Annotated in this window: 16 protein-coding genes; 10 read left to right on the top strand and 6 right to left on the bottom strand. The window is 53.1% G+C overall.

What is annotated here, in order from left to right; all coding sequences use genetic code 11:
• Positions 1-11 precede the first annotated feature (11 nt).
• Both rpoH and EUU23_RS05775 read right to left on the bottom strand, forming a co-directional pair.
• Complete coding sequence (rpoH, locus tag EUU23_RS05780) at positions 12-917, bottom strand: RNA polymerase sigma factor RpoH (protein ID WP_158898999.1); 906 nt, start codon at positions 915-917, stop codon at positions 12-14.
• A 73-nt stretch (positions 918-990) separates the two neighbouring features.
• Positions 991-1,932 carry an RluA family pseudouridine synthase gene (locus EUU23_RS05775; RefSeq protein WP_160353101.1) on the bottom strand — a complete coding sequence of 314 codons (942 nt, stop codon included), beginning with the start codon at positions 1,930-1,932 and terminating at the stop codon, positions 991-993.
• Between the two features lie 16 nt (positions 1,933-1,948).
• Here EUU23_RS05775 and EUU23_RS05770 point away from each other — a divergent pair, with 16 nt between their 5' ends.
• The 7 genes from EUU23_RS05770 (at position 1,949) to EUU23_RS05740 (ending at position 8,357) form a co-directional block, all read left to right on the top strand.
• Positions 1,949-2,356 (top strand): M67 family metallopeptidase, encoded by a 408-nt coding sequence (locus EUU23_RS05770; protein ID WP_160353100.1) that lies wholly within the window; start codon positions 1,949-1,951, stop codon positions 2,354-2,356.
• Between the two features lie 57 nt (positions 2,357-2,413).
• Positions 2,414-3,055, top strand: coding sequence for a histidine phosphotransferase family protein (locus tag EUU23_RS05765; RefSeq protein WP_160353099.1), 642 nt, complete (start codon positions 2,414-2,416; stop codon positions 3,053-3,055).
• An 82-nt stretch (positions 3,056-3,137) separates the two neighbouring features.
• Positions 3,138-5,513, top strand: coding sequence for a chemotaxis protein CheA (locus EUU23_RS05760; protein WP_160353098.1), 2,376 nt, complete (start codon positions 3,138-3,140; stop codon positions 5,511-5,513).
• Complete coding sequence (locus EUU23_RS05755; RefSeq protein WP_160353097.1) at positions 5,513-5,947, top strand: chemotaxis protein CheW; 435 nt, start codon at positions 5,513-5,515, stop codon at positions 5,945-5,947. The genes EUU23_RS05760 and EUU23_RS05755 overlap by 1 nt, the downstream gene beginning before the upstream one ends.
• An 86-nt stretch (positions 5,948-6,033) precedes the next feature.
• A complete protein-coding gene (locus EUU23_RS05750; protein WP_160353096.1) occupies positions 6,034-6,399 on the top strand; it encodes a response regulator in 366 nt (121 codons plus the stop codon).
• Positions 6,400-6,441: 42 nt separating this feature from the next.
• The gene (gene cheB, locus EUU23_RS05745; protein ID WP_160353095.1) at positions 6,442-7,497 is read left to right on the top strand and encodes a chemotaxis-specific protein-glutamate methyltransferase CheB; all 1,056 of its coding nucleotides are present in this window, start codon (positions 6,442-6,444) and stop codon (positions 7,495-7,497) included.
• On the top strand, positions 7,494-8,357 hold the full coding sequence (locus EUU23_RS05740; protein WP_246156128.1) for a CheR family methyltransferase: 864 nt from the start codon (positions 7,494-7,496) through the stop codon (positions 8,355-8,357). The genes cheB and EUU23_RS05740 overlap by 4 nt, the downstream gene beginning before the upstream one ends.
• Positions 8,358-9,048: 691 nt before the next feature.
• On the opposite strand, the gene EUU23_RS05735 is transcribed toward EUU23_RS05740, so the two are convergent.
• Positions 9,049-9,486 carry an RrF2 family transcriptional regulator gene (locus EUU23_RS05735; protein ID WP_160353094.1) on the bottom strand — a complete coding sequence of 146 codons (438 nt, stop codon included), beginning with the start codon at positions 9,484-9,486 and terminating at the stop codon, positions 9,049-9,051.
• Between the two features lie 81 nt (positions 9,487-9,567).
• Between EUU23_RS05735 and EUU23_RS05730 the strand changes: the two genes are divergently transcribed.
• On the top strand, positions 9,568-10,035 hold the full coding sequence (locus EUU23_RS05730) for a group III truncated hemoglobin (RefSeq protein ID WP_160353093.1): 468 nt from the start codon (positions 9,568-9,570) through the stop codon (positions 10,033-10,035).
• The gene (locus EUU23_RS05725) at positions 10,019-10,453 is read left to right on the top strand and encodes a hypothetical protein (RefSeq protein ID WP_160353092.1); all 435 of its coding nucleotides are present in this window, start codon (positions 10,019-10,021) and stop codon (positions 10,451-10,453) included. The genes EUU23_RS05730 and EUU23_RS05725 overlap by 17 nt, the downstream gene beginning before the upstream one ends.
• Before the next feature lie 10 nt (positions 10,454-10,463).
• On the opposite strand, the gene EUU23_RS05720 is transcribed toward EUU23_RS05725, so the two are convergent.
• Together EUU23_RS05720 and EUU23_RS05715 are read right to left on the bottom strand one after the other, a co-directional pair.
• The gene (locus EUU23_RS05720) at positions 10,464-11,663 is read right to left on the bottom strand and encodes an NnrS family protein (RefSeq protein ID WP_160353091.1); all 1,200 of its coding nucleotides are present in this window, start codon (positions 11,661-11,663) and stop codon (positions 10,464-10,466) included.
• On the bottom strand, positions 11,657-12,121 hold the full coding sequence (locus tag EUU23_RS05715) for a hypothetical protein (RefSeq protein ID WP_160353090.1): 465 nt from the start codon (positions 12,119-12,121) through the stop codon (positions 11,657-11,659). The genes EUU23_RS05720 and EUU23_RS05715 overlap by 7 nt, the downstream gene beginning before the upstream one ends.
• Positions 12,122-12,211: 90 nt before the next feature.
• Between EUU23_RS05715 and EUU23_RS05710 the strand changes: the two genes are divergently transcribed.
• Entirely contained in the window at positions 12,212-13,432 is a 1,221-nt protein-coding gene (locus tag EUU23_RS05710) for an alginate export family protein (protein WP_160353089.1), read from the top strand.
• 41 nt (positions 13,433-13,473) lie between these two features.
• On the opposite strand, the gene EUU23_RS05705 is transcribed toward EUU23_RS05710, so the two are convergent.
• Positions 13,474-14,175 (bottom strand): helix-turn-helix domain-containing protein, encoded by a 702-nt coding sequence (locus tag EUU23_RS05705; protein WP_160353088.1) that lies wholly within the window; start codon positions 14,173-14,175, stop codon positions 13,474-13,476.
• Positions 14,176-14,229: the final 54 nt, after the last annotated feature.

The following is a 14,229-nucleotide window of genomic DNA, read 5'->3' as shown; positions in this document are numbered from 1 at the left end:
TACACATTGCGTTAATTAGCGAGGATTAAACGCTTTTCGCCCGCAATTCGCATCATGGCCTTTTGCAGCTTTTCAAATGCGCGTACTTCAATCTGGCGCACACGCTCGCGGCTGACATTATAGGTCTGGCTCAGTTCTTCGAGCGTCTTGGGCTCATCGATCAGGCGACGCTCGGTCAAAATATGCTTTTCGCGGTCATTCAGGCTGTCCAGTGCTTCGGAAAGCATGGCGTGCCGCATATCGCCTTCCTGTGCGTCGGCGACACGTTCGTCCTGCAATGGTTCATTATCGACAAGCCAGTCCTGCCACTGTCCATCGCCGTCTTCGCGCATGGGTACGTTCAGCGATGTATCGCCGCCCATTGCCATGCGCCGGTTCATATTGTGCACTTCTTCTTCCGATACGCCCAGATCGGTCGCGATCTTGGCAACGGCTTCAGGATTTAAGTCGCCATCTTCAAAGGCTTGCAGATTGTTCTTCATCCGGCGAAGGTTGAAAAACAGTTTCTTCTGCGCGGCGGTGGTACCGATTTTCACCAAGCTCCAGCTGCGAAGGATGAATTCCTGCATCGATGCGCGGATCCACCACATTGCGTAGGTCGCAAGGCGGAAACCACGGTCGGGATCGAATTTCTTCACGCCCTGCATCAACCCGATATTTCCTTCGGAAATCAGCTCGGACACCGGCAGGCCGTAGCCGCGGTATCCCATTGCGATTTTCGAAACGAGGCGCAGATGTGACGTGACCAGCTGCTCAGCAGCTTTGGGGTCGCCATGTTCCTGATAGCGCTTGGCAAGCATATATTCTTGCTCGGGCTTCAAGACCGGGAACTTCCGGATTTCACTCAAATAACGATTAAGGCTTGCATCCCCCCCAAGAGCAGGGATCGTTGCCGGAACATTCTTACGATCAGACATGTTTCTCTCTTTCAGTTTTGCCTGCGCGCGGGCCTCATCAAGCACCCGATAGCAAGCGTTCCCTATCGAAACCTTATAGCCGAAGATGACTTAACAGAAGCTGCATATCTTCTGGTAAACTGCTTTCGAACAATAATGTTTCTCCAGATATCGGGTGAATAAACCCCAGCGACGCGGCGTGCAATGCCTGTCTATCGAATTTGGACTGGTTTTGTCCGATTCTGTATGGGTTTTGTCGATTAGAATAAACGGAATCACCGATCAACGGGTGTCCCAGATGCGCCATATGGACGCGGACCTGATGCGTGCGGCCTGTTTCCAATCTGCATTCGACCAGCGCGGTTTTGGCGAAATGCTCGACCGTCCGATAATGGGTAACTGCATGTTTTCCCTTGTTTTCCGGCAATACCGCCATTTTTTTGCGGTTCGTTGTTGATCGGCCGATCTGCGTTTTGACTGTTCCGGCAGGCGGTGCAGGCACTCCGCTAACGACCGCGAAATAGCGGCGTTCGATATCATGGGCGGCAAATAGCCTGGCTAGCCCCTCATGCGCGGCATTGCTCTTGGCCACGACCAGAAGGCCCGAAGTATCCTTGTCGATTCGATGGACTATTCCGGGGCGCTCGACCCCGCCGATTCCGGATAATTGGCCCTTGCAATGGTGCAGCAGGGCATTGACCAAAGTGCCGTCGGCATGGCCCGCAGCGGGATGCACGACAAGGCCAGCCGGCTTGTCGACGACGATGAGATGTTCGTCTTCAAAAATGACGGTCAGCCCAATATCCTGCGCCTCCGCCTTGTCCGGGCGCGGGGCGGGGACGCAGAGTTCGAAACTCTGTCCGGCAAATTTCTTCGACGCGGCATCATTGGTCGCCTTGCCGCCAATACGCAGGGCATCGTCCGCGATCAGGCCCTGGATACGGGCGCGCGAAAATTGGGGCAGGGCATGGGCCAATGCACTGTCCAGGCGACCTTCGCCTAACACACCTGAAAATATGGTATTTTCCCCAAGCATCGCCTAGACATGGGTGATGCCGCTGCGAATATCAAGGAAGCACCTCAACGAACTGCTGGAACAGGCAGCGGCGGCCGGAAATCTCGAATGTTGCGGGCTTCTCTTGGGACGGAACGATTGCCTGACGCAACTTGTACCCTGTGCCAATATCGCCAAGGACCCCGAACGGAATTTCGAGCTGGAACCAGCAATATTGTTGTCCCGTCACAAGGCGATGCGTGACGGTGGGTTGCCGATTATCGGCCATTATCATTCGCATCCCAACGGTCTTTCCCGGCCATCGGCAACCGACGCAGCGCAGGCGGTGGCTGATGGGCGCTATTGGCTGATTATCGCGCGGGACAATGTGACGGCATGGCGCCCCCTTGGCGAAGGCGCGCATGTAAACCGATTTGAATCCATTCCCATCCTAGTCGAGGGTTGAATCCGCTGGAAACAACGTCCATGAGCGCAGCAACAAGCTAATTGGGGACATTTTTCAATGATGGAGTCTGAAGTAGACCTTGCCAGCCTGTTATGCTCTCGGCTGTGCCATGACTTGTTGAGCCCGGTTGGTGCCATGAACAATGGTCTGGAACTGTTGGCCGACGAACATGATCCGGAAATGCGCCAACGCTGCATGGATTTGCTGGCGGAAAGTGCGAAGTCTGCGGCCGACAAGTTGAAATTCTTCCGGCTCGCCTTCGGTGCTGCCGGAGGGTTCGGCGCTGAAGTAGATCCGAATGATGCAAAAGCTGTGATCGAACCATTGGTGACCGCCAGTGGCCGCACGACGCTGGAATGGGCTGTCCCACCGGCATTCATGCCAAAGCGCGCGATCAAGATTCTGCTAAATCTTGTGCTGCTTGCAAATGACTCGTTGGTTCGGGGCGGAACGCTTTTTGTCGGAACCGAAAGCCGTGACGGGGAACATGAAATCGTGATCCGGGCGAATGGGCCTAGAATCGTCATGGATGATGCCATTCGGGCAACGCTAGCCGGCAATCTTGATGCTTCGCTGGTGGATTCGCGCACGGCTGCGGCCTGGATGGCGCGCAACTTGGCGATTCGGGGTGGTGGCTTGGTGCAGCTTGCCGAACCGGACCCTGAACATCTGATCATCGGCGCGCTGATCCGTAATTAGCAGATCGCCATCAGGGGCCGCGTAAACGGCATCTTAACCATATGACGTCACATATTTGGCTTCGGTTATCGAGGCCTGATACATGGACGAATTGCTTGACGATTTCATCGCTGAAACGCGCGAAACGCTGGAAACACTTGCTTGGCAATTGGTTCAATGGGAAAAAAATCCCCAAGACCGCACACTGATCGACAGTGTCTTTCGCTTTGTTCACACGGTAAAGGGCAGCTGCGGCTTTCTCGACCTGCCGCGCCTGCTGCGGCTCAGCCATGCCGCCGAAGATGTGTTAAGCTGCGCGCGCGATGGCCAGATTATAGCATCGCCGGCCCTCGTTTCTGCCATTTTAGCGGTCGTTGATCGCATTGCCGCATTGACCGAGGCGTTGGAATCCGGCCGCGCTCTTTATGATGATGACGCCCATCTTATTGATGCCATGCTGGGCTTTCTTCCATCGCAACGAACACAGGATGGTGCCGACGTCATCATTGATTCCGAATTGCCTGACGACGCCGGGATATTCGCCGCCGCAGGACCTGCAAAATCGCGGACTGTCCGGGTATCTTTGAACTTGCTCGACAGGTTGATGAGCGGCGTTTCGGACATGGTGCTGGCCCGAAATGAAGTATCCCGGCAATTGCGAAAGTCGCAAACAGGCGCAGAGGTCGATCATGCATTCGCCCGACTGTCGGCATCTGTTGCGGAAATGCGCGATGCTGTCGGCCTGATGCGGATGCAGAATATCGATCGGCTATTTTCCTCTTTGCCCCGTCTGTTGCGCGACATTTCGATTGAACTGGGCAAGGATGTCGAATTGCGGATTGAGGGAAGCGAAGTTGAAGTCGACCGCGAAATGGTGGAGGCACTGCGTGATCCGTTGAAGCATATCTTACGAAATGCGGTCGATCACGGCATTGAAACGGCCGACGAAAGAATGGCCGCCGGAAAGAATCCAAAAGGTCAAATCCAGATTGTTGCGCGGCAGTCGGGGAACCAGATTCTGATTGAGATCATAGATGATGGCCGCGGCATAGATTTGGAGAAACTCGGCAGTCGTGCAATTGCGGCGAAAATAGCCACTGCGGCTGACTGGCAAATCTGGAGCGAAAAGGCGAAGCTTAACACCATATTCGTGCCGGGCTTATCGACCGCACAGCAGGTTACGTCGATTTCCGGTCGGGGTGTCGGAATGGATATCGTCAGAAGTAATCTTCAGGTCATTGGCGGCACCGTCGATCTGGAAAATTTCGAAGGACAGGGTTTGAAAATGACCCTGCGTTTGCCGCTAACCCTGTCCATCATAGCGGGTCTTTCGATCAAGGCAGGCGATCAATTCTTTGGCGTATCGCGCAGCTCTGTCGTGGAAATTCTGTCGGCAACAAACAAGAATGTGAAAATAGAAGAATTAGGCGGCATCAGCGTGGCGCACATACGCGGTCAACGCTATCCTTACGCAAGGCTGGAAGAATTGCTGGACATCGGGGAGGTTGTGGATTCATCTCCGGTCAGCCGGACACTGATCGTGATCAAGCCTGCTATTGGCGCGACTTATGTACTTGATGTCGAAAGCGTGATCGACAATGAAGAACTTGTCGTAAAACCCGGCGCGCCGATCATCATGGCCACGGGTCTTTATGCCGGAACAACCTTGCCTGACAATGGACGTCCCATGCTTTTGCTCGACACCAGCGGACTGGGGGCAGCCATAGGTGTCGAACAGGTCCAGGATGATGGTGCCGGCAAATCCGACGAAATTGTGCAGCAGACCATAAAGCGCCCATCGGCCCTGCTGTTCATTGCAACCAATGGGGTGAAGCGGGCGATCCGGTTAAATGTCGTCGACCGAATTGAGGATATCGATGTCGCAGACATCACATTTGTCGGCGGTAAAATGCGGGCAAAAATCGCCGATCGACTGTATGACATATGCGAATTGGACAGCATAGCTGATACCGGCCAGATAAAATTGCTCCGCCTCAGCGATGGTCAAAATATCAAATTTCTCGCTGTTGAGGACGTGCTGGATATTTTCACACTTGATGGCGAAATCTATCCAAGCGCACAGCCCGAAATTTTTGAAGGCGTTGTCATGGCGCAAGATGAAAGCGTCGAACTGGTCAACATTTACCATTATTTCGAAACCTGTTCCGATGTCGCCCTTGCATCGAACACCAAAGCCCTTTGCTTTATCGGGACCGTGGGAGACGCCGAATGGGAAAAGCGCATTCTAGCCCCGTTGTTGACCGCGTCGGGCTATGCTGTCAGCTTTGACGACGCCGACCGGAAAAATGCGGCGATTGTCCTTTGCCGGGGGAGCGGAACGCAGGACATAGACGATACCAGAACGCTGCATTTGCGCGACACTGTTCACGCATCGCAAATGCCGTCTTCCAGTATTTACCGATATGACCGGATCGGCCTGCTCTCGGCGATTGAGCTGAAATTAGCAGGAGCAGCGTGATGACCAGTTTATTTTTGATCGCGCATATCAACGGCTGCCGGGTTGCCATCAACAGCGACCGTATCGAATCCATCGTACAGATTCCCGATATCATCTTCGTTCCCCGCGCGGACCCGTCCATAGCCGGATTGTTCGCTTTACGCAGCAGGGTGCTGACTTTGATCGATAGCCAATATGCCGTCACCGGAATTCGCCGTCGGCTGGAAAAGGGATGCCTTGCGGTCGTGGCAGAAATTGCAGGACATCATTTTGGTTTGGCCGTGGACAAGGTGGAAGATGTTGTTTCGATTGCCGCTGAACAGATCCAGAAATCCATCCAGCCATCGGCGCAATGGAAATCCGTCGTTTCGGAAACAGCTTTAGTGGGGGATCAATTGGTAATGATCCTTAATCCTGCAAAACTGGTGCAGGGCGATTTGTCGATGGCGGCCTGAATTCAAAAGTGAAACCTGCATATTAACGTGTCGATAACAACAGCAGTATAGGTTTCGTTCAGGACCAGAATGAAAGTGAATATATAATGAGAACCTGTTTGATCGTTGACGACAGCAAGGTCATCCGAAAGGTTGCCCGCCATATTCTTGAAACGATGCAATTCGACGTGGCCGAAGCGTCCGATGGCAAGGAAGCGCTCGACCATTGTTCCGGAACAACGCCGGATGTCATTTTGCTCGATTGGAATATGCCGGTGATGAGCGGAATGGATTTTCTGCGCGCCTATCGCTCGACGGTGGAATTGCCGAAAGCCAAAGTAATTTTTTGCACCACAGAAAACGGGGTTGGCCATATTAAAGCGGCGATTGATGCCGGGGCTGACGAATATGTCATGAAACCCTTTGATCGCGAAACGCTTGAGGCAAAGCTGCAAATCGTCGGTTGCTTATAGAAATCATTGATTGTGACTGTCCCTCACTTATCGACTTGCGCGGTGCCTGAATTGGAAATGGCACCGATCCGCGTAATGCTTGTGGATGACAGCGTTGTTGCCCGGTCGATATTCTCCCGTGTGCTTGGGCAGCATCGGGATATCGAGATTGTCTGTGAAGCCGCCGACGGCGATGCTGCGTTAGCGCAGCTTAATTGCAATGATGTCGATATCATCTTGCTCGATATCGAAATGCCCAAAAGATCCGGCTTGGACGCCTTGCCGGATATTCTTGTCAGGTCAAATGGTGCGCGCATTCTGGTTGTCTCGGCTTTTGCCGAAGAAAATGGTTCAGCGGCGCTCAATGCCCTGTCGCTAGGTGCGTGTGACACATTGGCAAAACCCGGAAAGTCCGGGTTTTCGGGAAAATTTTCTGAAATTCTGATCGATAAAGTGGTTCGGCTGGGGCGATCCAGACGCAATACAAAGCATGGTGACGCCATAGCCGTTGCAAAATTGGCGGTCGAATATCAGAGCCTGTCCCGACCGGAATGCATCGCCATTGGTGCGTCAACCGGCGGCATTCCGCCAATTTATGAAATCATTCGCAATCTTGTTCCAGCGCTTGATTGTCCTATTTTCATTACGCAGCATCTGCCCGACGCATTTATGAGCTTTTTCGCACGGCAATTGGGTGGGCTGACCGAACGGACCGTTTCGGTGGCAACGGCCGGTGAGGTCGTCAAAAAGAACCATATTTATATCGCACCCGGCGACGCGCATCTGACGTGCAGGCGGGGAAAAGACCGCATCATCATTGATCGTTTGGATCAATATTCACACAGCCGCTATTGTCCGTCGGTCGACGCAATGTTCGCGTCGCTCGCCGGCATTTACGGGGCGGGCTGTATGGGAATGATTTTTAGCGGAATGGGTAATGACGGCGCGGCCGGGGCATCCGACATTTTTGCAGCAGGTGGAACAACGCTTGTTCAGGATGTCGAATCTTCGGTCGTCTGGGGAATGCCAGGGGCAGTTGCCAAAGCCGGATGTGCGAGTGCGATTTTATCGCCTGCGCAAATGACGGAATTGCTTGGCCGGATTGCGAAGTCGAGATGAGCATGGTCCAGTCGCAAGCCTATACATCCTTGTCGAACCTGCTGGAAAAACATACGGGCCAGACTCTGATGGCCAACCGTCACTGGCGTATCGATATGGCGTTGAAACCGTTGATGCGGGAAAACTCGATACCTGATCTCGATACGTTGATTTCGCTGATCGATATCGACGCCGATCCAAAACTGACTAGCGCCTGTGTTGAAGCAATGGTCAATAATGAAACCTGTTTCTTTAGGGACCAAGCTAATTTTGCGCTATTGACCGGCCCTGTGCTCGATATGCTGCGCGAACAGCGCATGGGCACGAAAAAGCTGCGTATCTGGTCAGCGGCTTGCTCGACCGGACAGGAGCCTTATTCGCTCGCCATGGCATTCAATGAAAATGCCGAAAAATGGCGTGGTTGGAACATCCAGATTTTTGCGACGGACGTGTCTAGCTCAGCACTGGCACAGGCGCGTGCCGGTCGCTATTCCCAGTTTGAAATCCAGCGCGGGCTTCCGGTCATGCAGATGCTGCGCTATTTCGACCAAAGTGGCGAAGACTGGATTGCCAAGGAAAATCTGCGCCGTGCGGTGACATTTACCGAACATAATATGCTAAATCCTGCGCCACATTTTGGTAAGTTCGACGTTGTTTTATGTCGCAACATGCTGATGTATCTTGGCGAAAAAAGGCGGACGCAGGTGCTGGACGCCATCGGCACCAGAATGGCGGATGACGGGATTTTAATGCTGGGCGCGGCGGAAACCGTGATCGGCCAAACGCAAGATTTCAGGGCCAGCCAGGAATTTCGCGGTTTCTATGAACCGGTAAGCCGCGCCGCCTCTCATCTCAATGCCGCACACCGCATTTTCGGGTAAACGGTAAGGCTATGATCTGGCAATTGCTCCGCCAGTTTATATAGCCGTCGGGGCAATGATTATTGTTATAAATCAGTGGTTTAAACTGATTCCCCGGTAAGGATTCGAACCTCAATAGACGGAGTCGGAGTCCGATTTTGACCCTAGGGAATCTTATTGGCGCAATCGCTTTTCCCCCAAACACCGCCGATAACCTACCAGCATACCATCCCATGTCTCAAATGAGTTTAGACCATTGAGCTATGCTGGCCCAAAATTGCGTAGTTAAGTCTATTGAGTCAGTTTGGGTGTCTCGTGAAGCTGCTCAGGGAGGGTATACCATATTGATACACGACAATGCTGACATAAGTGCATCGACTGGATGCCCTATGACCCAAGACTCCGCACATGATGAGCGGATTGCAATTGAGAAGTCCCAGAAATGAAAGTAATATAGCCACCCTGATCGTGCCGACTTGGCGGTCCAAAATATCGCCGACCCATCCACCGGCGTTTTTAAACTTTGACGACTGGAATTGGGCAGGGAGCCGACTGTCCGGTTCTTTGTAGGTATCGATCAGTTGCTGCCGTTGAGGCATCCCAAAACGACTGGATGCTCCCGCTAACACTGCGGACATTCAAAAAGTTCGCCGGAACGACCAGAACTGCCCTTCATTCAGCTTTCTATAAATATGGCGTTCGCATGTTCTGCCTACGCCCCAACAAGATTCAGCGCTAATCTAAAATCAGTCCGGTTCTTGATCAGGTCAGCAACGCTAAACCTGTCTAAGTGGGTCATGAAGGCTGTTACTCCGCCTGCCAGAATATGCTTCAGGCCGCAGGCGGGGGTGGCTGTGCACTGGTTTGTTACCGGGTCAAAACACTCTACGAACGTCCCGACATCTTCAAACTTACGGATGATCTCACCAACGTTCAGCGCTCCAGGTGCGCGGGCAAGTGCTAATCCGCCGCCACGCCCACGAACGCTTTCGACATATCCTTCGGCGACAAGCCGCTGCGCCACTTTCATCAAGTGGTTTTTGGAAATGCCATAATGGGTTGCAATTATTTCAATGGTTTGATGTCCTTCGCTTGCGGCAAGAAACATCAATGTGCGGAGCGCGAAATCGGTTTGGACAGTCAATCTCATAAAACATGCATATTATATATTGCTTATCGGGGCAATCAGTTTATAAAAGGCATATCAAATATATGATATAGAGTCGAACTGATGAGCGCGCATTCTTATGTAGAACAAGCCAGGCTTCGAAAGGCTGCTGAAGCCGATGCAATCGGGATAAATGATGCTCTGATCTCTCGGCTAGTCGAAACATTTTACGCGCACATCCGGGGACATGTCGTGCTCGGACCGATGTTTGCAGGTAAGATCGTGAACTGGGAGCCCCATCTGGCAAGAATGAAGGATTTTTGGGCGTCAATCTCAATGGAATCCGGCCGGTTTCGCGGCAATCCGATGCTCAAGCATGTCGCGATATCCGGTATTGTGCCTGAACATTTCGTGATGTGGCTTCGCCTTTGGGATGAGACGGTGACTGAAGTGGTCGCTCATCCTGATGCCCAAGACCTCTTCCGCGACCGCGCACATCGGATCGCGGCCAGCCTGCAAACGGGGATCGCCTTGCACCATGGCGGTCTCGCCTCTCTCACAAAGGAGAAAATCGATGTTGATGGATTTTAATCTGATAGCCGCCGAAACTCGGTCAGTCGAATATCAGCAGCACGATGTTGATCTGGTTATGCCGATCAAGCCCACCCAGGAACTCAGGACATTCGCTCTGCCAAAATCAGTCTGGGCGACAATGTTTCTTGCCTATGCCATATTCTTTGGCGCACTCATCATGGTAACGGGTCATGACAAAAGCGCGCTGTTCATGATCGCGATCAGCGCGTGCTATACGCTGATGTATTTCGGGACTGCCGCAGCCATGAACACAGTCGGCGCCCCGGGCAGACCGGCAACTGTGTATGGCGATATCGATACCTTCACGGGTCAACTTGGCAAAGCGGCGGCCTTTGCACAAATTCTAATTGTGCCAATTATGGTCGCATTTTTTGGCGTTGTGATTGCGCTAATCTGGGTGAGTGTAACGCCGTAAAATTCGCGTCCTATCCTGCTTTGCCATCAATTCGCGCCTGTAAGTATATGGCACCATTGCGCAGCATCCATGGCGCAAAACAGGCGACAAAAATTATCGCAGAAGCAAGCAGCCACGCTGGATTGTCATAACGCACGGCGGCGGCGATGCGGGCCAGCGCGGCGGTCTGCATGCCGACAAAAGCAATCCATGCGACTGCGGGGAAGGATAACGGTCGGCCTGAATGGCCATGGGTAACTCGGGTGACCATGGCCACGAGGATGCTGCTTGCAAATCCGATCGTCAGCGCATGCTCCGGCGCACGACCTAATTCGATTCCGATCGAACCCAAAAAAGCTAATGCATAGCCTATAGGTGCCCAAGCAAAGCCAATGATTAAAACCCACAGCAATGCTGGCGCCTTAGCACGCGGCCACCATTTTAAGACCATCATCGCCGTGACCGTGGTTATAAAAGCGCTGCCGAGGCTTAGCAACATCATCCGGCCCGTTACCTCTGCGGCAATCAGTAACACTGTTCCAACCCAAAATGCAGTGAGAAGCCAGAACGGCCGCCACCGGACATATCCTTCGACAACATTACCGGCGAAAAATGGAACCATCCGGTGACAGACGGTGAAAAAGACTGGAAGTACAAACGCCCACAGCCCGATCCTATTGGCAAAAGGCAGGGTGTCAGTCGCCAGATCAGCCATGAATGCTAGCAAGGCGATTTGCCCCACGATGCCACAAGCAAAAGCAGCGAGGATCGACCATCCATGCCATGTAGGGCTTTTGCTATCGCGAACCTCGCGGTTCGCAATCGAAGCCAATAAAAACGCACCCCAAAGGCTGGCGAGAAATGCGGTGCCGAAGGCTCCGGTCAACAATATATCTCTACCCACAAATAGTCCGGCCCAGCACAACACAGCCGATAACGCATAGCCAATGGCCACAGGAGCGTAAGCACGCCGCTCAAGGTCAGGATATCCCATCCACCGCGGAAAGACTGTTAGCAAGAAACCGAAAAATAAAGGCGGCAAAACGAGGTAGATCAATATCGGAGCATGGAGCAGCGACGCGGGAATGTCCTCGGTAGGTAGTGCCACCGTGCCGAAGTGGATGCCCGCAAGCGCGACCGTCCACCACAGCATCGTCGCGGCCAGTTGCACGATGCCTGTCAGAAACAGCAAACGATGCGGCGCGGCAAACAGGATCGCCGATTTCACCATAGCCCGTGAACGCCGCCGACAGCACCTATGGTTGCAACAATTGATGCGGCCAGCAAAACGCGGTGTACAATCTCCATGCGCCTGAAATCTTTCTCAGGACTTGGCGATGTTGCCATACGCCTGTGAAGGAATAGCGGCTCAAGAACGAAGAGCATGACTGAAAATATAGTCCAGATCAGCAGCATCGCCCACATCCACCAATATTGCGCCTCTTTGAAGCGGCTCCACATGTCGGCCCGCCACGTCATCCAGAAACCGCTGGCACCCGCAAGCAACACCCAAATCTTTGCCTGCCATGAAAAGCCACTTTCGAGATCATGAAAGGCGGACAGGCGAGCTGGTGCGCCATATTGTCGGCGGATTGCCGGCATCGCTACAGTCGTCACAAATGCTACCCCGCCAATCCACATCAGGACAGCGACGACATGAACCACGCGAGCGATTGCCAAATCATCCATTTTCCACCTCGGCCTTATTACGATTGATGATCATCAAGTTCATTGACTAAAATCAAATATCGTTGCTACGGTTTGCGCTATTCAGCGGGCATGAACAAGCTTCTTCTCGTATCAATCTCGTGCGCGCTCGTCGAGCTATCTGCCCCAACGCCCGTGCTGGCGCAATCTGCTGGCGAACCGATCACTGTGAAACCCTATGCCGAAATCCGGTACCGGCTTGAACTCGTCGACCAAGAAGGTGTGCCGGAAAATGCGACGGCATCGACGGCCCGATTTAGAGCCGGACTTAAAACGACCGAGTGGCATGGGTTGAGTGCGCTCATCGAAGGTGAGGCGATCGCACGCCTGGGCCGGAGGCATTATAACGATACCGTGAATGGCAGGACCGACTATCCCGTAGTTGCCGATCCGTCTGATATATTGCTCAATCAAGCCTGGGTGCGTTTCAAGCCCTCCAAGGAAGTCGAGGCCATTGTGGGTCGGCAAACATTGAATTATGACAATCAGCGCTGGGTGGGTTCGGTTGGCTGGCGCCAGAATGACCAAACCTTAGATGCAGCCCGGGTGGCGGTTAAGCCAATTGCGGGTGTAACGGCTGAATACAGCTATGCTTGGCGGGTCAACCGGATATTCGGTCCGAACTCCATGCAGGGCATCTGGCGCGACAGCGACATTCATCTGCTTCGTGCGAGCTTTGAGGTTAAGCCGGTTGGCACATTGACTGCATACGGCTATTTCCTCGAATTGCCTGATGCAGTTGCTTTGTCTTCAAAGACTGTCGGAATCCGCATTTCGGGTGATCAGAAATTATCAAGCAAAGCAAAACTGCTATACTATTTAGAGTATGCCAATCAGCGTGACCTAAGCCCAAATCCGCGCAGTTTTTCGCATGACTATCTGCTTATCGAACCTGGGATCACCGTCGGCGCTGTAACCATGAAATTAGGGCTGGAGCGATTGGAGGGCGATGGGGTTACTGCGTTACAAACGCCACTGGCGACACTGCATGCGTTTAACGGTTGGGCCGACAAATTTCTGTCGACTCCAGCCGATGGCCTGCGCGACGGCTATGCGGATATGTCTGTGAAGCTTCCCCTTATTGCCGGTGTTAAGGGGACGACTCTGCGGCTGCAATATCACGATTACCACTCAACGCGGGGTGACATTGCTTATGGTCTTGAATGGGGCGGGTTGGTGGTCGCACCAATAAATAAATGGCTCGCCGCCACGCTGAAATTCGCGCACTTTAATGCAGATCGTTTTGCCACTGACACGACTAAACTCTGGTTTGCGCTTGATGCCAAGTTTTGATTGAAAGCCCCTCCTTCACGAACTTCTGGAACTCAACTTCGTTACCAGATTTCGTCTCTGACGGGATTGGGGTCGGGCCGAACAAACGCGACCAGCCTATCCCGGTCCACAATCTGAACCGTCGATCCTTCAACAAGGGCACCGTGCGCGGCCAGAGCGCCGAAAGCGCGGGAGAGATTTTCAGGTGTCATTCCCAGCAACGATGCCAGTGTCCGTTTTTCTATCGGAATTTCAAACTGGAACGCGCCGCCGCGCTCATCGCTTTCGACCAATAGATAATTCCCCAACCGTTCGACCGACTGCCTTAGCTTCATGTCGGTGAGTGCACGCACAAAATAGCGAAAACCGAATGCCAGTTCCTGCATTGCTCCGCGCATCAAGGCACGGTCATTGTCGATGGTTTCGCGAACAAGCGGTGAAGGGATCATCAAGATGCGCGAAGCGGTCAGTGTTCGTGCCGACATCAAATATGGCTGATCGGTATAGGATGCTGCCAGAATGAAGCTGCGCACGGGACGTATGATGGCCATCGTCGTCGTGCGGTCCCCGTTACCGGTGAACAACTCGACCATGCCGTCGATAAGTATGTGCAGGAAGTCTGGCTTTTGCCCTGCATCGAACAATTTCAGCGATGGTGGAAACACCTGAAGGAATGACGCGGAAAATATTCGCTCGCGCTCATCGGGAGCCATCGAGGCGAAAAAGGGCAATGCGGCAATTTCCGGCTTTTCTGCAGCGCGCATGCATTGTTCCTCCGCTTGGATAGCCGGAAGTATTAGCGGCCAATTGATAAATAT

Origin of the sequence: Sphingorhabdus profundilacus (genome assembly GCF_009769755.1) — a bacterium.
In the GTDB taxonomy this organism is placed as follows: domain Bacteria; phylum Pseudomonadota; class Alphaproteobacteria; order Sphingomonadales; family Sphingomonadaceae; genus Sphingorhabdus_B; species Sphingorhabdus_B profundilacus.
The sequence above is the reverse complement of the archived record's forward strand: the minus strand, read 5'-3'. Positions and strand labels throughout refer to the sequence as shown.